This window comes from Achromobacter colocynthidis (genome assembly GCF_057334535.1).
Genome location: NZ_JBHFIZ010000025.1, coordinates 74,472 through 92,714, shown reverse-complemented (window position 1 = coordinate 92,714; position 18,243 = coordinate 74,472). Strand labels below are relative to the sequence as shown.

At 62.7% G+C, this 18,243-nt stretch carries 18 protein-coding genes; 4 read left to right on the top strand and 14 right to left on the bottom strand.

Annotated elements, in window-relative coordinates; all coding sequences use genetic code 11:
- Nucleotides 1-559: 559 nt before the first annotated feature.
- Entirely contained in the window at nt 560-2,110 is a 1,551-nt protein-coding gene (locus ACE04A_RS11275) for an EAL domain-containing protein (RefSeq protein WP_448719169.1), read from the top strand.
- A gap of 76 nt (nt 2,111-2,186) precedes the next feature.
- Here the strand turns inward: ACE04A_RS11275 and ACE04A_RS11270 are convergent, their stop codons facing one another.
- The 3 genes from ACE04A_RS11270 to ACE04A_RS11260 form a co-directional block, all read right to left on the bottom strand.
- On the bottom strand, nt 2,187-2,708 hold the full coding sequence (locus ACE04A_RS11270) for an anti-virulence regulator CigR family protein (protein ID WP_438859976.1): 522 nt from the start codon (nt 2,706-2,708) through the stop codon (nt 2,187-2,189).
- Nucleotides 2,709-2,847: 139 nt separating this feature from the next.
- Nucleotides 2,848-3,096, bottom strand: coding sequence for a hypothetical protein (locus tag ACE04A_RS11265; protein ID WP_100855131.1), 249 nt, complete (start codon nt 3,094-3,096; stop codon nt 2,848-2,850).
- A gap of 26 nt (nt 3,097-3,122) precedes the next feature.
- Nucleotides 3,123-3,401 carry a hypothetical protein gene (locus ACE04A_RS11260; RefSeq protein ID WP_100855132.1) on the bottom strand — a complete coding sequence of 93 codons (279 nt, stop codon included), beginning with the start codon at nt 3,399-3,401 and terminating at the stop codon, nt 3,123-3,125.
- 120 nt (nt 3,402-3,521) lie between these two features.
- On the opposite strand from ACE04A_RS11260, the gene ACE04A_RS11255 reads away from it, so the two are divergent.
- Nucleotides 3,522-4,238, top strand: coding sequence for a hypothetical protein (locus tag ACE04A_RS11255; protein WP_259249185.1), 717 nt, complete (start codon nt 3,522-3,524; stop codon nt 4,236-4,238).
- Between the two features lie 63 nt (nt 4,239-4,301).
- Nucleotides 4,302-4,700, top strand: coding sequence for a YbaN family protein (locus tag ACE04A_RS11250; protein WP_448719168.1), 399 nt, complete (start codon nt 4,302-4,304; stop codon nt 4,698-4,700).
- 43 nt (nt 4,701-4,743) lie between these two features.
- Here ACE04A_RS11250 and ACE04A_RS11245 read toward each other — a convergent pair whose 3' ends face one another.
- From ACE04A_RS11245 to ACE04A_RS11230, 4 genes are all read right to left on the bottom strand, one after another.
- Nucleotides 4,744-6,525 carry an IlvD/Edd family dehydratase gene (locus ACE04A_RS11245; protein ID WP_259249183.1) on the bottom strand — a complete coding sequence of 594 codons (1,782 nt, stop codon included), beginning with the start codon at nt 6,523-6,525 and terminating at the stop codon, nt 4,744-4,746.
- Between the two features lie 70 nt (nt 6,526-6,595).
- A complete protein-coding gene (locus ACE04A_RS11240) occupies nt 6,596-7,612 on the bottom strand; it encodes a TRAP transporter substrate-binding protein (protein WP_100855136.1) in 1,017 nt (338 codons plus the stop codon).
- 31 nt (nt 7,613-7,643) lie between these two features.
- Nucleotides 7,644-8,924 carry a TRAP transporter large permease gene (locus ACE04A_RS11235; RefSeq protein WP_279997478.1) on the bottom strand — a complete coding sequence of 427 codons (1,281 nt, stop codon included), beginning with the start codon at nt 8,922-8,924 and terminating at the stop codon, nt 7,644-7,646.
- A gap of 55 nt (nt 8,925-8,979) precedes the next feature.
- Nucleotides 8,980-9,522, bottom strand: coding sequence for a TRAP transporter small permease (locus ACE04A_RS11230; protein WP_448719165.1), 543 nt, complete (start codon nt 9,520-9,522; stop codon nt 8,980-8,982).
- Nucleotides 9,523-9,654: 132 nt separating this feature from the next.
- On the opposite strand from ACE04A_RS11230, the gene gntR reads away from it, so the two are divergent.
- Nucleotides 9,655-10,680 (top strand): HTH-type transcriptional regulator GntR, encoded by a 1,026-nt coding sequence (gene gntR / locus ACE04A_RS11225; RefSeq protein WP_259249179.1) that lies wholly within the window; start codon nt 9,655-9,657, stop codon nt 10,678-10,680.
- A 9-nt stretch (nt 10,681-10,689) separates the two neighbouring features.
- Here gntR and ACE04A_RS11220 read toward each other — a convergent pair whose 3' ends face one another.
- The 7 genes from ACE04A_RS11220 to ACE04A_RS11190 form a co-directional block, all read right to left on the bottom strand.
- Nucleotides 10,690-11,583, bottom strand: a complete 894-nt coding sequence (locus ACE04A_RS11220; RefSeq protein ID WP_259249178.1) for a DMT family transporter — start codon at nt 11,581-11,583, stop codon at nt 10,690-10,692.
- Nucleotides 11,584-11,598: 15 nt separating this feature from the next.
- Nucleotides 11,599-12,663: a histone deacetylase family protein gene (locus ACE04A_RS11215; RefSeq protein ID WP_448719164.1), complete on the bottom strand. Its 1,065-nt coding sequence runs from the start codon at nt 12,661-12,663 to the stop codon at nt 11,599-11,601.
- A 19-nt stretch (nt 12,664-12,682) separates the two neighbouring features.
- Entirely contained in the window at nt 12,683-12,973 is a 291-nt protein-coding gene (locus tag ACE04A_RS11210) for a cupin domain-containing protein (RefSeq protein WP_100855142.1), read from the bottom strand.
- A 55-nt stretch (nt 12,974-13,028) separates the two neighbouring features.
- On the bottom strand, nt 13,029-14,660 hold the full coding sequence (locus ACE04A_RS11205) for an ABC transporter ATP-binding protein (protein ID WP_438858593.1): 1,632 nt from the start codon (nt 14,658-14,660) through the stop codon (nt 13,029-13,031).
- Between the two features lie 9 nt (nt 14,661-14,669).
- The gene (locus tag ACE04A_RS11200; RefSeq protein WP_230693998.1) at nt 14,670-15,509 is read right to left on the bottom strand and encodes an ABC transporter permease; all 840 of its coding nucleotides are present in this window, start codon (nt 15,507-15,509) and stop codon (nt 14,670-14,672) included.
- Nucleotides 15,506-16,513 carry an ABC transporter permease gene (locus ACE04A_RS11195; protein WP_100855145.1) on the bottom strand — a complete coding sequence of 336 codons (1,008 nt, stop codon included), beginning with the start codon at nt 16,511-16,513 and terminating at the stop codon, nt 15,506-15,508. Before ACE04A_RS11195 ends, ACE04A_RS11200 begins: the two co-directional genes overlap by 4 nt.
- Before the next feature lie 102 nt (nt 16,514-16,615).
- Nucleotides 16,616-18,190 carry an ABC transporter substrate-binding protein gene (locus ACE04A_RS11190; RefSeq protein WP_448719162.1) on the bottom strand — a complete coding sequence of 525 codons (1,575 nt, stop codon included), beginning with the start codon at nt 18,188-18,190 and terminating at the stop codon, nt 16,616-16,618.
- Between the last annotated feature and the right edge of the window lie 53 nt (nt 18,191-18,243).

Here is an 18,243-nt window from a genome sequence, read left to right as displayed (position 1 = left end):
TCGGTGGCGCAGCCCTGATTCGAACGGGGGACCTGCGGGTTATGATTCCGTCGCTCGCAGCTAAGCGAGTAGATGATATCACGAAAAGTATCAAAATATCTCTAAATCAGATCTACACTGCAGTCATTCCTGAAGCGTTGCGACTAAGGGCAGAGGCTGCGGGAATAGTGGCGCAAGCTCGAGCCCCATCACGGCACCGACCGACGGAAATAAAGGTAGGAATGAGGGTAAGCGGGCAGACGCACAGCGATCACTTCCTTATAAATCAGCGGCTTACACCTGGGTTCCGCTTCCAATACCGCCTACCAGATTCCTGCAAAGCAGTGCCCAGCACTGCTCCGAAAGCCGCATAAGTCTATGACTTTGCGGCTTTTTTGCATTCTGCGCCGCCAACTGCGGGAAGGGAGGCGGGCGGGTGATGTGGTCAGAGCCTGCATCAAGCAAACCTATTGCCGCGCATCAATTTTGCGCAAAAAAGAGAGCGGGGATAGTAGCTCTGATGGAATGATTGCCGCCGTCTGTGCTGATCGTAGAATCTCTTTAGTTCCTAAGGATGATTATGACGACAGGCCGTCTCCCAAGCCGGTATGGGTTGCTTTTGGTCCTCGTGCCAACTGTTGTGGTGCTCACCCTGCTTTGTGGGGCAATCGGCTATTCGCTTGAAGCTTCGCACGCGGACGATATCGTTGATCACAATAATGACCATCTACTTCGACGTTCGCTCGACATTGCCAATGAGCAAATCGCCACGATTGTTGAGCTGAGCGCTCCGGCGGAATCCTGTTCGGACGAGGACCTTGCCCGGATGAGGGCGCGCCTCTTTAAGTCCAGGTATGCCGGCGACATCGCTCGGATTTCCGATGGGGCATTGAGATGCTCGGCCGTGTGGGGACACTGGAAAGAATCGTATGCTCTTCCTCCTGGCGGGAAGCGCGTGCGCAACGGCATCACCCTGTGGAGAGATCTGACAAACCCGGTTGAGCCATCGTTCGTTGGCGGGCTAGCGGCAAATGACCGCGTGGCGGTATTTATTATCCCCAATGCACTTGGCGAGGTGGAAGAGCACTCTGGCCGTTTCTGGGGACGGGTATTTTCAAGAGACGGAAGCACGATCCAAGAATTCGGTTCTCAGCCACATGCGACGAAAGACTCGAGCGTTATGGGGCGGTTAGCGAGCCGGCTTGGGATCATTCGGCATGGGGTCACGTGTTCGTCGGCTGGTGAGCCCGACGTCTGTGTTGAGTCTTTTACCCGGGTGGATGCGCGCGTTTCGGTGCTGGTGTCCGCCCTGATCGGGATGGTGCTGGGCGCGGCCAGTGGCATAGCGTTGTTCCTCTGGTGGCGAGGATCAAACGGTTTGCGCGGAAGTATGGCCCAGGCCCTGCGTCAAGAGAAAATACACGTTCACTATCAGCCGCTCTGTTCTCTTGCGACTGGCGAAATGGTTGGCGCTGAAGCGCTAGCCCGCTGGACGCATGACGAAGTGGGGCCTATTTCTCCGGACACGTTCATTCCGTGGGTTGAGTCCATGGGACTGCGTCGACTTTTCACGAGATACATCGTCCGCACTGCGATTGACGGCGTGCGGGAACGGTTGGCCGCCGCGCAGCCGTTCTATTTGAGTGTCAATGTCTTTCCCGCGGATTTGGAAGACGACCTGTTCCTTGAATTTCTCGTTCATTGGGTAGAAGAGCGTGGGGTTTCGCCCGAGCGGATTGTGCTTGAAGTGACTGAGTCCGCGAGGTTCTCAACCACCTCACCGGCAGATCTGTTCAAGCGCTATCACCAAGCGGGTTTCAGAGTCTTCCTGGACGATTTTGGCGTGGGGTATTCCAACCTGGTGAACGTTTTCCAATGGGACGTCAGCGGGATCAAGCTGGACAGAATCTTTGTTGGGGCGATTGGAGATGTTTCCAGCGCCATTCCGGTATTAGATCAAGTAATCGAAATGGCCAATCAGTTGGACATTCAACTCGTCGTGGAAGGCATAGAAATGCGCAGGCAGGTTGACTACATCGTAGAACGTGCGCCGCATGCCGTAGGACAGGGCTGGTTTTTTGGAAAACCAGTTCCTGCTGGCGAGCTGGGCAATGCTCTGAAAGCCGCGTAAGTCTTGGACTTCGCGGCTTTTTTGCAATCTGCGCCGCACCCTGCCAGTTTCGCCTAGGGTTTCGCCGGGTCTTGCTTCAATCAAAAACATCAAAAAGCACATCGGCGACCACGGCGGTCGCGACAGCCACGAGGATCAGATCGGATCCTGCGACTCGCCATTCGTAGCCAGGATAGGCGGGCAGGCGTGCCAGCATCGGACCTGGGACCATCTTTTTTGCAATGCCCGGGGGCAGGGGCTTGCCGCGTGCCAGGTTCTTTCGGACGCCGGGCGGCAATGCGCTGTAACCCGACAATCCGTACTCGTCCGCGTAGCCCCGCGCGACCGAGATCGTGATGCCGGCGTGGCGTAGCGTCACGTTCGTGTCGCGAGAATCGGCGGCTCCCCCCTTGGACGAGCCGCCCTTATTGCCACCATTACCGTTGCCATTGCCTTTACCGTTGCCGTTGCCGTTGTTCTTGTTGCCCTGGCCCTGACTTTGGCCCGCGTTATCGGGTTTCCCTTTTCCTTCGGGCGGAGCGGCAACTGCGCTGCCACCCACGTACAGACAGCAGATCATGGCAGCGGCATATTTCTTGATAGTGGGGGCGGCATCCATGGAATGGCTCCTGATCAGCCAAAAGTGGCAGTGAACCGATTCTAGGGTGGTCGTAGTCTTTTGGAGTAGGGGCGGAATTGATAAAGATGTAAGCGGAATTGGCCGTAGATGTGTGGCGACTTTAGGGGTATCCCGCTGCCTATGTTGCACTGCCCGCTCGTTTGTTTTTCATCACCCCACGGATATTCAACGCGGCCAGCCCAACTTGAAGCGCGATCAGCGCAAACGCCCCGTCGTGCAATCCCCATGCAATCCACAAGGCGTTGCTGAATAGAAATACCCAGAATCCCCATTGGCGTTTCGCTTTTCCTTGCGACGCCACCAGCCAGGCGGCGGCTAGCGAGGTAAGCATCGCCGGCCATTGAAGAAAATCCCATAGCGCTTCCATGGTGCGTATTTGGCTCGCGGTCGTCTTCAGCCTAATTTCTTGACGACACGCGCCAGTTTCGCGATGCCGCCCGTGCCGCTTGCGGCTCGGCCCATCAGCGCGGTACCGGCAGCCGTCAGCACGGTGCGCTTGAAGAAGGTTCGGCCCTTCAGGCCGGCCACCATCAGCAATGCGCCCAAGCCAAATACGATCACATGCTCGCCAGGAAAGTCGGGGCGTCTGGCATCTATGTCTTTCAAATCGCGAAGTAGCGAGCGATTGCCGCGCTCGACCGGTTCCATTTCCACAACGTCGTCGGATTTCATGGTGGTCCCCCAAAGAATAGAAACTGGGTCCCACTCAGCAAGTGACATGCCAGGCACGGCGTGCGCCAGTGCCGCGCCATATCTGATAAGGTCCGGCGTATCTTTCCTACCGGCCACACCATGAATAAATCGCTCAAGGCACTACTGCTGGTTCCCTGCCTGGGACTGGCGGCTTGCGCCATCAAGCCGCCGCCTGCAACGCAAGCGCAGCCACGCATCGACGAATTGCCCATGTACGGGGGTATGGACCGATCCGCCGCCGCCGAACTTGAGGCCAGCGATAAAAAGCTTGTTGCGGATGCTGTCCAGGCGTTCGGATCCGCCGACAAGGCGTCGCGGGCGTGGGTGTCCCAGGGATACCGTTTTTATCAAGCCGACCAGTTGGGCATGGCGATGCGCCGCTTCAATCAGGCCTGGCTGTTGAATCCGAACAACCCCGAGGTCTATACCGGCTTTGCCGCCGTGCTGCATGACCAGAATAAGTTCTGCCAGGCCATGAGCATGATGGATTTGGCGATCAGCCATGATCCACCCACCTTCCAGGGTATCTATGCGGATGCCGGGCGTATCGCGGCCCGCTGCGCGGCGGAAGACAAGACGCTGCCTCCTGAAGCGCGGGTGGCGGCAACTGCCCGTTCCGACGAGTGGTACCGCAAAGGCGAGGCCGTCGAACCGGATAAGGGGTATCTGTATTCGTCCTGGGCCACCGCCTATTACTGGCGCGGGCAATATGACCAGGCCTGGGCAATGGTGGTGCGCGCGCGCGCGGCGGGCGGATCGCCAAGCCCGAAATTCATCGACATGCTAAGCGCCCAAATGCCGGAGCCTCGCACATAGGCCGCGCATCATGCGGGTGAATCCGGCTGCGTTGGCGGCATTTGCGATATTCTGCTGACCATCATGATCAAAGCTCTATGGTTGGCGTTGGGCTGCGTGATGCTGGCATTGGGCGTCATCGGCGCGTTCTTGCCGGTCATGCCGACGACGATTTTCCTGATTTTGGCGGTGGGCTGCTTTTCGCGCTCGTCTCCGCGCCTGGAAAAATGGCTGCTGGATAGTCCGACTTACGGGCCGCCCTTGCGTATCTGGCGCGAACAGAAGGCCGTGTCGCGCAAGGGCAAAGCGTTCGCTTGCCTGGGCATGATGGTGGGATACGGCATTTTCTGGTGGAGCGCGCATCCGTCGTGGCCGCTGGCCGTGGGCGTTGGCCTGTTCTTTCTGGCCAGCGCGGCGTATGTGCTCAGCCGCCCGGCACCCAAGATGACGACGGGTGCCGGTAGCGAGCCTTTGCAACGATAGGGCTTCGCGCCGAATCGGCGCGGGGGCATTCAGCCTTCTGCGTTCAGTGTGAATGCCGGGGATCGCCCCGCGTTTCGATCACTTTCAGATAAAGCGTTGCGGGTTCCAGGCAACCGCCGGTCGACAATTGGCCGACCAGTTGCCGATAGAGCTCCTGCCAAGGCGTTTGCGACGCCGGTGGCTGGTATGCCGGTTCCTGTTTGCGCCGTTCCATTTCTTCGTCATCAACCAATGCCGTCACGCTGCGTTGGTTCAAGTCGACACGAATCTTGTCGCCCGTGCGCAGCAGCGCCAGGCCCCCGCCCGCAGCGGCTTCCGGTGACATGTTCAGGATGGAGGGGCTGGCCGATGTGCCGCTTTGGCGGCCGTCGCCCAGGCAAGGCAGCGAGTCCACGCCGCGCTTGATCAGGTGCGAAGGCGGGGCCATGTTGACGACCTCCGCGCTGCCCGGATAGCCCACCGTGCCGGCGCCACGTATCACCAGAATGCAGTGCTCGTCGATGTTCAGGGACGGGTCCTCGATGCGGGCGTGATAGTCCTCGGGGCCTTCGAACACGATGGCGCGCGCCTCGAAGGCGTTCTCCGATCCGGGCTCCGACAGATACGTGCGGCGGAAGGCTTCGCCCACGACCGACATCTTGATGATGGCGCTGTCGAAAAAGTTGCCCGACAGCACGATGAAGCCGGCGCGGTGCTTAAGCGGCGCCTCGCAGGTGCGGATGACGTCGGCGTCGCGGGTCTTGGAGGCGGCGGCGATGTCGCCGATGGTTTTGCCGGACACGGTGGCGCAGTCTGCGTGCAGGCGGCCCGCGGCCAGCAGTTCGTGCATGACGGCGGGTACGCCGCCCGCCCGGTGGAAGCCTTCGCCCAGGTGTTCGCCGGCCGGCACGCAATTGACCAGCAGCGGCACGTCTTCCCCCAAGCGCTGCCAATCGTCCAGGCTGAGGTCGATGCCGGCGTGGCGGGCCATGGCGATCAAGTGGGGCGGACAGTTGCTGGACGCGCCCAGCGCCGACGCCACGACGATGGCGTTTTCGAAGGCCTGGCGGGTCAGGATGTGTGACGGTCGCAGGTCTTCGCGCACCATGTCGCAAATGCGCATGCCGGTGGCGTAGGCCATCTGCGCGCGTTCGCGATAAGGCGCCGGAATGCTGGCGCAGGTGGGCAGCGACATGCCCAGCGCTTCCGCCAGCGAGTTCATGGACAGCGCCGTGCCCATGGTGTTGCAGTGCCCGACCGACGGCGACGATGCCGTAGCCAGTGTCATGAAGCCTTCGTAGTCCAGCTTGCCCGCCGCCATCAGGTTGCGCGCATGCCAGATGACGGTGCCGGATCCCACCCGCTGGCCATCGTGCCAGCCGTCCAGCATCGGCCCGCCCGACAGCACGATGGCGGGCAGGTCGACCGTGGCGGCGGCCATCAGGCAAGCGGGGGTGGTTTTGTCGCATCCGGTGGTCAGCACCACGCCGTCCAGCGGATAACCGTGCAAGATCTCAACCAGGCCCAGATAGGCCAGGTTGCGATCCAGCGCCGCCGTGGGCCGCCGGCCTTGTTCGGCCAGCGGATGTACCGGGAACTCCATCGGGATGCCACCCGCGTCCCGGATACCCGCCTTGATGCGCTCGGCCAGCGCCAGGTGATGCCGGTTGCAGGGCGCCAGGTCGCTGCCGGTCTGGGCGATGCCGATGATCGGCCGCCCGGACTGCAGCTCTTGCCGCGTCAGGCCGTAGTTAAGATAGCGCTCGACGTAGATCGCCGTCATATCGGCGTGCGAGGGGTCGTCGAACCATTTCTGGCTGCGCAACTTGCGGGGTATCTGAGACATGGGTGACTCGCTTGCTTCGCTTGGGCGTCAGGTAATAAGACGCCAATATTGAGACGTCAGTAAACAGGCCTTAGTTACGCGCCTTCTGGATCTCGTCGTTCATCTGCTTGATGAGCTCGGGTCCCAGTTCCTGGGTGTACTTGTCGACCACCGGCTGAACCTTCTGGCGCATGCGGGCCACTTCTTCGGGGCTGACGGTGTTGATCTTCATGCCGGCCTTTTCAAGCGTCGCCATGGCCTTGGTCGAATCCTCGCGGCTGTCCTTGCGTTCGAAATCGCGCGAGGCCGCGGCTGCCTGCCGGATCAGCTTCTGTTCGTCAGGCGACAAGGTGTCCCACCATTTCTTCGAGGCCAGCACCACCCACGGCGTGTAGACGTGGCGCGTGATGGTCAGGAAGGGCTGCACTTCGTAGAACTTGCTGCTTTGGATGGTGGTAATGGGGTTTTCTTGGCCGTCGACCGTGCGCGTTTCCAAGGCGGTGAACAGTTCCGAGAACGGCATCGGTACGGCGTTCGCGCCCAGCGTGTTGAAGACGCCCAACGCAATCTGGTTCTGCATGACCCGCAGCTTGATGCCTTGCATGTCTTCCGCGCGCACGATCGGATGCTTGGAATTGGTCATGTTGCGAAAGCCGTTTTCCCAATAGACCAGGCCGACCAAGCCCTTGGCTTCCAGCTTCTTCAACAGGTCCTGGCCCACCTTGCCATCCAGCACGGCATCGGCTTCCTTTTCGCTGTTGAACAGGAAGGGCAGGTCAAACACGCCAAATTCCTTGACCATGCCTGCCAATGGCGCGGTGGAACCCACCATCATTTCCTGTGCGCCGCCGGCCAGGGCGCCCTGCATTTGTTCATCGGAACCCAGTGTGGCGGAACCGAAGGTCCTCATCTTCAGCTTGCCGTCGCTGACTTTTTCAAGCTCTTGCGCCAGGAAGCGCGCGGCGCGGCCCTGGACGCTTTCTTCGTTCAGGCCGTAGCCGAAGCGGATCAGGCGCGGCTTGACGTCGGCCGCCGCGGCCACGCCGGCCACGGCGCAGGACAGCGCGGTAGCCAGCACAAGTAGACGGGTCTTGAATCGAATGGTCATGGTGCTCCTCCTTGGGGTTTTCTCTATGCCGCTAGTGCATCCAGCGTGCGGGTACGGTGATCAGTTCTGGGAAGATCACCAACAGAATCAGCAAGATCGCGTAGGCCACGACGTAGCGCCACACGCCCTTGCAGATAGTTTCCATATTGATGCGGGCCACGCCGCACACCACGTTCAGCACCGTGCCCACGGGCGGGGTCAGGAGACCCACGCAGCCGACCATGACGAACATGACGCCGAAGTAGACGGGGTCGATGCCGGCCTTGGTGACAACCGGCATCAGCACCGGCGCCAGGATCAGGATGGTGGGCGTCAGGTCCATGACCGTGCCGATCAGGATCAACAGAAGTAGCAGCGCGAACATCAGCAGCTTGGGCTGGTCCATGATGGGCGCAAGCAGCGCGATGAGATCTTGCGGCATGTCAGCCAGCGTGATCATGTAGGACGACACCATCGCGGCGGCCACCAGGAACATCACCACGGCCGTGGTGCGCGCGGCGTTGACGAACAACGGCACCAGGTCCCGCAAGCCGATTTCGCGATAGACGAACAGGCTGACGGCCAGCGCGTAGACGGCCGCCACCACGGCCGCTTCGGTCGGCGTGAAAATGCCGCCGCGTAGCCCGCCGATGATGATGACGGGCAACATCAACGCCCACAGCGATTCGCGCAGCGCTTTCCAGCGGTTGCTCCAGGGCTCGCGCGGCGTAGGCGTGATGCTGCCGTGCTTGCGCGCCACCCAGGTCCATACCGCCACCAAGGTCATGCCCATCATCAGCCCGGGCGCGATGCCCGCAAAGAACAGCTTGGTGATCGACACATTCGTGGCCACGCCAAAAATGATGAACGAGATGGACGGGGGAATGATGGGGGCGATGATGCCGCCGGCGGCGATCAGCCCCGAAGCCTGCCCGGCGTCATAGCCTTTTTCGCGCAGCATGGGGATCAGCAGGGAACCCAGCGCGGCGGCATCGGCCACGGCCGAGCCGGACAGCGCGGCCAGCAGCACGCTGGCAAAAATGGCCACGTAGCCCAATCCGCCCTGAATATGGCCGACGAACATGCTGGCCAGGCGCACGATGCGGCGCGAAATGCCGCCCGCGTTCATGAGCTCGCCCGCCAGCATGAACAGCGGCACCGCCATCAGTGTGAAGCTGTTGGCGCCCGTCAACATGTTCTGCGCCAGGATCTGCGTATCGAAGAAATTCAGTTGGAACATCATCGCCAGGGCGCTAAGCAGCAGCGCGAAGGCAATCGGCATGCCCAGGGCGATCAGCCCAAGCAGCACTAGCAGGAAGACGGTCAGGATCATTACGAGTTTCCGGGCGGGGCAGTGAGGCGGATGCGGGGGGCGGGCAGGGCCGCGATCAGATGGCGGGGTCTTCCGGGCTGGATTCCGCCGGCAAGCGGCCGCCTGCCAGCACACGGATGATGTCGATCACGGTCAGGATGCCCATGGCGACCGAGGCGTACAGCGCCGCGCTGGTAAACACCGCCAGGCGCATTCCCGTCACGGGCAGCACGGTGCCCATGCCGATCACGGTCTGTACCCAACTGCCTTGCGCCATCAGCCAAAGCACCCACAACACCAGCAACTGGCAGAACACGTGCGACACGCGGCGGGCCGTGGGGCCGAAGCGGTCGACCAGCATGGTGACGCCAATGTGGTGGTGATCGCGCAGGGCAATCACCGCGCCCAGGAAGATCAGCCAGACGAAGGCCAGGCGGGACACCTCGTCTGACGCATTGATGCCGGAATTGAACAGGTAGCGCAGCGTCACATTGCCGAACAGCAGCACGACCATGACGACCAGACAGGCCACCATCAGCCAGGTCTGCAACTTGAAACACCAGTCGGCGGCGCGGGCCAACGGGGAACCGCCGGGCCGCCCGGATCGGGAAGCTTGCATGTTTGTCTCCTACCCCGTTTTCCGGGGCTTTTTTCGCTTATGCTTTTGCGGATGTTAGCGCTAACATTTCGGCTTTGGCAAGCCCTGTTTTTTGCGTCAGACTACGCGCTTCCCATTCGACCACGAGGCCCAATGTCCGTCCGTAAACCCCGCAGCTCACACGCCGGCCGCGTCACCATGCAAGAGGTTGCACGCCGTGCGGGCGTCAGCGCCATCACGGTGTCGCGCGCGTTGCGCACGCCTGACAAGGTGGCCGAGGCCTTGCGCCTGCGCATCGCCCGGGTCTGCCAGGATTTGGGCTACGTGCCCAATCATGCCGCCAGCGCGTTGGCGTCGGCGCGGTCGCAAACCATCGTGGTGTTGATTCCGTCGTTGAGCAACGTGGTGTTCGTGGACATTATTTCCGGCATCAAGGAAGTGCTGGACCAGCAGGGTTATCACATGCTGATCGGGGTGACGGGGTATTCGCCCGACGCGGAAGAAGCCTTGCTGCGCAAATATCTTCAGCATTCGCCGGACGGCGTGATCTTGACCGGTATCGACCACAACCCAGGCACCTGGGCGTTGCTGCGCACGCAGCGGATTGCCACGGTGCACACCATCGAAACGCTGGCCGATGGCGAGGACATGAGCGTGGGCTTTTCCCAGTTCGATTCGGGTTACGCCGCTTGCCGCCACCTGGTTGAGCGCGGCCGCCGTCGCATCGGCATCATCGGGGCGCAATTGGACCCGCGTTCGCTGCGCCGCTGCGAAGGCGCGCGGCAGGCGCTGCGCGATGCGGGCTGCTACGACGCCACGCTGGAAATCATGACGCCGGAGAAATCGTCCATCAGCCTTGGCGCGTCCTTGCTAGACACGCTGCGCACCCAGCATCCCGATTGCGATGCCGTCTTCTTCTGCAACGATGACCTGGCGCAGGGCGCGGTGTTTCAGTGCGGCAGGCTGGGCGTGCGCGTGCCGGAGCAGATGGCCATCATTGGCTTTCATGACCTGGCCGGAACCGCCTGGACCACTCCGCCCTTGTCGACCATCGCCACGCCGCGCTACCAGATCGGCCTGTCGGCGGCCGACCTGTTGATGCGGCACCTGGCCGGCGAGCCTGTCGCCCAGCGCCATGTGGACTTGGGCTTTACGCTGGTGCAGCGCGAAACCAGTTGAAGGGCGGCGTCATGCCGCGCGGCGCAGCGCCAGGAACACGCCCGAGGCCATGATCAGCCCCATGCCCGCCAAGGCCAGGCCGTCTGGCGGCCGTTGAAACCAGAACGTGCTGAACAAGACCGCCAGCAGCAGTTGGAAGTAATTCAAGGGCGCCAGCGTGGCGGCCGATACGCGCTGGAACGCGGCAATCAGCAACACCTGCGCCAAGCCGCTGCATGCGCCCAGCGCGATGATCAGCGTGGCGTCGGCGGCGCCAGGCCAGGGGTCCGGCAGGAAGAAGGGGGCGGGCAGCGCCGTGACAATCAGGCAGATGATCGCGGTATAGGCGTATTGGACCGGCCCGGGCACCTTGCCCGACAGCTTGCGCGTCAGCACCTGGAAAATCGCGTAGCACACGGCCGAGACCGCCATCAACAGTGTGCCCAGCAGCGGCAGGTCGGCGCCGGGGCGCACAATCAACAGCATGCCGGCAAAGCCCGCGGCTACCGCCACCCACTGCACGGGCCGCACCCGTTCGCGCAGCAGCCAGGGCGACAGCGCCACCATGATGAGCGGCGAGGTGAAATAGATGGCGGTGGCTTCCGACAGCGGCATCCAGATCAGCGCGGTCATGAAGCACGTGGCCACCGTGGCCAGCGTTACTCCGCGCAGCACCAGCAGCGGTTTCTCGGGCGCGTCGCGCAAGCGCAGGCCGGGGGCGTGGCGCCACAGCATGTACACCGCCAGGACAATCACCGCCAAATACCGCATCACGTTCAGAAAGGGCGCGGGATAGCGTTCCAGCATGTGCTTGGAACCGGCGTCAAACGTGGCGAATGCCACCAGCGCCGCGAAGAACAGCAGGATGCCCGCGTTGCGCGACGCGGCGGGGGCGGGCAGGACGGCGTCTGGAACGGAGGCCATGGAAGGATGCGCGCGTCAGGCGCTGGCCTGGCTCATGCCTTGCATGAAGGCGTCGAGCGCGGGGCCGATGGCCTGGACCATGTAGCCGCCTTCCTGCACCACGACGGTCGGCACACGCAGGCTGGCCACGCGCGCGCCGATGTCGCGGTAGGCGTCGATGTCCAGCTTGAGCACGCTGATCGGGTCGTCTTTGTAGGTGTCGAAGCCCAATGCCAGCACCAGCGCTTGCGGCCCGTAGCCTGCCAGCGCCGTCAATGCCGTGTCCAGCGCGGCCAGGAAGGGATCGTTGCCCGAGCCATGCGCAAGCGGCAGGTTCAGGTTGTAGCCTTCGCCCGCGCCGTGGCCGCGTTCGTCCGCGTAGCCGGTGTAGAAAGGGTAGTAGGCGCTGGGGTCGGCGTGCAGCGACACGGTCATGACGTCGGCGCGCTGGTAGAAGATGTTCTGCGTGCCATCGCCATGGTGCGCGTCCACGTCCAGCACCGCCACCTTGGACCAGGTTTGCAGCAAGCGGCTGGCCGCCGCCGCGCTGCTGTTCAAGTAGCAGAAGCCGCCGGCGCGGTCACGATGCGCGTGATGCCCGGACGGACGGCACAGCGCGTAGGCCATGCCCGCCGTGCTGGCGACATGGTCCGCCGCCGCCACCGCGCTATGGGTTGACCGCAGCGCCGAGCGCCAGGTGTGCGGGCCGATCGGGCAAGACAGGTCGCTTAGGTAGTAGCCCGTTTGCGCCACGATGGACGGCGAAGGGCAGGGCCCGCGCCCGGCCTGTTCGATGCGCCCGCTGTAGTAGGGCGACAGGTTGGGCAGGACTTCCGGTCCGGGGTCCACGCCAGGCGCCTTCAGCGACTGCCAGCGGGTGTACGCGGTTTCCAGGTAGTTCAGGTAGTCGGCGCTATGAATGCTTTCTAGCGGCTTGCGGCCGTAGTCGGAAGGGGCTTCCACGAGGATGCCGCGCGCCGCCAGCGCGCCTTGCAGGCTCTCCGCTCGCGACGGCAGATCGGTGGGGGCGCTGAGCCGGCCCAGCCGCATGAACTGCTGCGGGGTGTGCAGCAATTGTTCTTCCGAGAAAAACGCCTTCATGATGATCCTCGCTGATGCGTCAGGCCTGCTTGATTTCGATTTCGACAAAAACGAATTCGGTATCGCCGGGATTGATGACGTTGTGCTCAACGCCAACCGGTCGATAGTAGGCGATGCCCGTCGTAAGCTGGCTGGTGACCTGGCCGGTAGGCGTGTCCAACAGCAAGGGGCCGGTGGTCTGCGGGACCACCACGTAGTTCATGCCATGGCGATGCCAGCCCGTTTCGCCACCGGGCGGAAAGCGCCATTCGGTGACGGTGACCAATTCGTTATCGATCTGCACGGTGGGAATGGCGGCGGGACGTTGCACGAGGAATGCTCCTGAGGTTTGCTTGGGATTGTCTTGCGGGGAAGGGCGTTTGTGATCAGGCCATTGTCGCCTGAGTGGGGTCCCAGTGCTGGCCGGGCACGGCGGCGATCAACTGCCGCGTGTAGGCATCCTGGGGGTTGTCGAAAATCTGTGACGGCGAGCCGTACTCGACCACCTTGCCGCGATGCATCACCAGCACCGAATTGCAGATCTGAGCGGCAACCCGCAGGTCGTGCGTGATGAACACCAGCGCAATCTGCAAGCGCTGTTGTAGGTCATGCAGCAGTTGCAGCACCTGGGCCTGCACCGACACATCCAGCGCCGATACCGATTCATCGGCCACCAGCACCTTGGGTTCCAACGCCAGCGCGCGCGCGATGCCGATGCGCTGGCGCTGCCCGCCCGAAAACTGATTCGGATAGCGGTCAAAGGCGGACGGGTCCAGGCCCACCAGCGACAACAGTTCGCGCACGCGGGCCTCGGCCTTCGCGCGCGGCACGCCGTTGGCCACCGGGCCGTCACTGATGATGCGTCCCACGGTGTGGCGCGGGTTGAGCGATGCGAACGGATCCTGGAAGATCATCTGGATATCGTGGCGCAGCGGGCGAAAGCGCGACTCCGACATCTTGGCGATGTCCTGGCCGTTGAAGATCAATTGCCCGCCGTTGATGCCCACCAGCTTCAACAGGCATTTTCCGATGGTCGATTTTCCCGATCCCGATTCCCCCACGATGCCCAGCGTCTCGCCGCGCCGCACGGTGAAGCTGACACCGTCCACGGCATGTATCTCACGCTTGCCGCCCAGCCAGCCATGGCCGATCACGTAGGTTTTCTTCAAGTCTTTCACTTCCAGCACGGGCGTGTCGTCGCCGGTTGCCACGCGTTCTTCGCCACGGCGGTGCGGCACCGCCGCGATCAAGCGCTGGGTGTAGGGATGGCGCGGACGGTTCAAGACCTCGTCGGCGGGGCCTTGCTCCACCAAGATGCCTTTTTCCATGACGGCAACGCGATGGGCAATTTCGGCCACCACGCCGAAGTCGTGCGTGACGAACATCACGCCCATGCCTTTTTCCTTCTGGATGCGGGCAATCAGCGCCAATATCTGCGCCTGCGTGGTGACGTCCAGCGCCGTGGTGGGCTCATCGGCGATCAGCAGCGCGGGCTCCAGCGCCAGCGCCATCGCGATCATGACGCGCTGGCGTTGGCCGCCGGACAAACGGAACGGGTAGACGTGGTAGAGGGTTGCCGGGTCCGGCAGGCCCACGAAGTCCAGCAGTTCCAGCGTGCGCCGCATGCGTTCGGCGCCCGGATAGGCGTTGTGGACGCGCATGACTTCACTGATCTGTTCGCCCACCGTCATCAGCGGGTTCAGGGCCGACAGCGGTTCCTGGAAGATCATCGCCATGTCCTTGCCGCGCATGGCTTGCAGGGTGGCTTCGTCTTGCCGCAGCAGGTCTTTGCCACGGAACAGAATGCGGCCTTGCTGCGGCGTCAGGTAGTCGGGCAAGAGGCCCATGATGGCGTTGGCGCTCATGGACTTGCCCGAACCGGACTCGCCCACGATGCAGAGGATTTCGCCGGCGTGGATATCGTAGGAAATGTCCTGCACGGCAAAGGGTCGGTCGCCGCCCCGGGGCAGCGCAATGCTCAGGTTTTGAATGGACAACAGAGGCGTGGCTTCAGTCATGTCGGCCTCCTATTCGCCGCGCTTGCGCAGTTGGGGGTTGAGGGCGTCGTTCAAGCCTTCACCGATCAGGTTGATGGCCAGCACCGTCAGCAAGATGGCCACGCCGGGCCAGACGCTCATCCACCAGGCTTCTCGGATCATCGTGCGCGCAGCACCAATCATGAAGCCCCAGCTCATCAGGTTGCGGTCGCCCAGGCCCAGGAAGGACAGGGACGATTCCGTCAGGATGGCGGTCGCCACCATGAACGAGGCCGACACAATGATGGGCGACATGGCGTTGGGCAGAATCTGGGTGCCGACGATGCGCGCGGGCGTCTGGCCAATGACGATGGCGGCCTGGACGAATTCGCGCTGCTTGAGCGTCATGAATTCCGAACGCACCAGCCGCGCCGCCGGTGGCCAGGACACCACCGCGATGGCCCCCATGATGGAATACACCGATGGGCTCAGGATGGCCACCAGCACCACCGCCATGGCCAATTGCGGAATGGTCTGGAAGAACTCGGTGAAGCGCATGAGCGCGTCGTCCACCCGGCCGCCGCAGTAACCGGCCACCGACCCGATCAGGATCCCGAACAGCAAGGCCACCGCGGTCGACAGCAGGCCCACCATCAGCGACACGCGCGCGCCCCACACAAGGCCCGCCGTGATGTCGCGCCCCAGCATGTCGGTGCCGAAGGGGTAGGCGGCATTGGTGAACGGCGGAATCAAAGGGTCGGCCACCATCATCCAGGGCGACTCTTCATACAGCAGCGGGGCGGCCAGCGCCACGATCACCACGATCAGCATGATGGCAAGGCCAGCCACCGCGCCGTAGTTGCGCATATAACGTTGGGCAAATGACTTCATGCGGCGGCTCCTTGCTGCGCACCGGCGCCAATGCGCGGATCGATCAGGCGGTACAGCACGTCGGTCAGCAGGTTGAACACCACCACCATGATGGAAGTGACGAGGAAGATGCCCAGCAGCAATTGGTAGTCGCGTTGCAGCAGGGCGTCGAACATCAGGCGGCCGATGCCCGGCCACGCAAACACGGTTTCGGTCAGCACCGCGCCGCCGGCCATCTGGCCAAGCTGGATGCCGGCGAAGGTGATGACGGGCAGCAGGGCGTTGCGCAACACGTGGGCGCGGATCACGCGGCTGGGGCTAACCCCCTTGGCGCGCGCCGTCTTCACGAAGTCCATGCCGATCACTTCCAGCATTGATGCCCGCGTCAAGCGCACGTAGACGGCCATGAAGAAGCAGCCCAGGGTGACGGTAGGCAGGATCAGATGTTGCGCGATGTCCGAGGCGCGGGCCCAGCCGGTCAGGCCGGCGCCCACGGTTTCCATGCCGAAGGCGGGCAGCCAGCCCAGCACCACCGAGAACAGCAGGATGCCCATCAGCGACAGCCAGAACAGCGGCGTGGCGTACAGCAGCAGCGCGCCCGTCATGACCGAGCTGTCGATCCAGCGGCGCTTGTTGCGGTAGCGCGCCTTGGCGGCGACGACACCCAGGAACACGCCCAGCACGATCGAAAACACAAAGGCGCAGGACATCAGCAGGAACGTCGCGGGCAGGCGTTCAACGATCAGGTCCAGCACCGGGACGTGGTTGCGATACGAAAAGCCCAGGTCCAGCTGCACCACGCCCTTCAGGTACAGCATGAGCTGCGTCATGATGGGCTTGTCCAGCCCGAAGGCCACGCGCAACTGGTCGACGTAGGCGGCATCGCCCGCGCCGGCCTGGCCCGCCAGCACGGCGGCGGGGTCGCCGGGCGCCAGGCGGATCAGGAAGAAATTGATGATCACCACGCCCAGCACGACCACCAGGGCCTTGCCGATGCGGGACAACAGAAAAGACAGGAATTTCATGCTTGAAGTCCTTCTCAGGCTGGCGTGGGCAGCCAAGGGCCTGCCCGCCGCGCGGCCGGGATCCGCCGCCGCGGGGAGCTCCGCGGCGGCGTCTTGCTGCGCTTACTTTTCGATGTAGACGTCGTCGAACGATTCGTTCAGGCCAATGGCGGTCTTGACCAGGTTCTTGACGTTGGCGCGGTACAGGGTGGAGAACTCCATATCCACCATGAAGCCGTTGGCCACTTCGTTGACCAGCGTCGTCTGCAGCTTGGAGTAGATCTCCTGGCGCTTGGCGGGGTCGACTTCAGAGGCGGCTGCTTCCCACTGCTTGTCGGTCTCGGGGTTGCTGTAGCCCTGCACGTTGGCAAACGGCGAACCCTTGACGATGTTCGACGAGATATACAGACGCTGCACGCCCAGCGCCGGGTCGCCGTACTGGTAGGTGAAGTTGGTGGTCAGGTCGAAGTCCCAGTTGCCGGTGCGGCTGGCCCAGCCGCCTGCATCCGTGGATTCCAGATTCACCTTGAAGCCCAGTTGTTCCAGCGCCTGCTTGGTGTATTCGCCCAGGCGGTCCCAGGTGGAGCCGTACGGAAAGCTCAGTTGGCGGATCGTGTAGTCCTCGGGCTTGATGCCCGATTCCTTGATCAGCGCGCGCGCCTTCTTCATGTCAAAAGGCATGGGCGGCGTGTTCTTGTCGTAGAACATTTCGGTGGTGACGAACGGGCCGGTCGACACTTTGCCCAGGCCGAAGAAAATATTGTTGACCACCATCTGCCGGTTCATCGCAGCCATGACCGCTTGACGCACCTTCAGATTGTCGAAGGGCGGCTTGCGCATGTTGAAGAGCAGGTAGGCCTGGGGCGAGAACATCTCCCAGCCGGCGGTGGTGTATTCCACCTTGGGCAGGGCGCGCAGGCGCTTGATGTCGACGTTGTCCACGTCGCCGCCGCGCAGCACGTCCACGCTGCCGCGTTCGAAGGCCACCGCGCGCGAGGCTGCGTCCGGAATCACGTTGAACACCAACTCGTCCAGGTACGGCATGCCCGGCTTCCAGTAGTTGGGGTTGCGCGTCAGCTTGATGTATTCGCCACGCTTCCATTCCTTGAACATGAACGGGCCCGTGCCCACCGGCTTCTGGTTCGCCGGATTGGTCATGAAGTCGGTGCCGGCGTACAGATGCTTGGGCATCATGGGGGCAAAGCCCGGTTCGAACATCAGCATGAAGGCCGGGAAGGCGGTCTTCAGCTTGATGACGACGGTCTTGGCGTCGGGCGCGGTGACCGAGTCAACGAACTTGTTCAGGATGACGCGGGCGCGCGCATGCGTCTTGGGCAGCATCTCGGCCAGCGAGAACACGACGTCTTCGGACGTGAACGGCTTGCCGTCATGCCACTTGACGTTGTCTTGCAGGTGGAAGGTGTAGGTCAAGCCATCGGCCGACGCCTCCCAGGATTTGGCCAGGCCCGGCTTGGGCTTCAGGTTGGTGTCATAGGTCAGCAGGCTTTCGTAGATCTTGCCCGCGACGAATTGCGTGGGCCCTTGCTGGTTGATGGCCGTGACGATCACAGGCGGCTCGGGCTGAACAATCATGTTCAGGGTGCCGCCCTTGGTCTGGGCCAATGCCTGGGTGGCGGGTAGCGCGGCCGCAAGGACCAATGCGCCGATGCTTAGGGAGAACCATTTCTTCGATTTCACTGCGAGCCTCCGGGCTGGAAAGGGACTGACAGGTGAGCGCCCCGGCGCGGCGG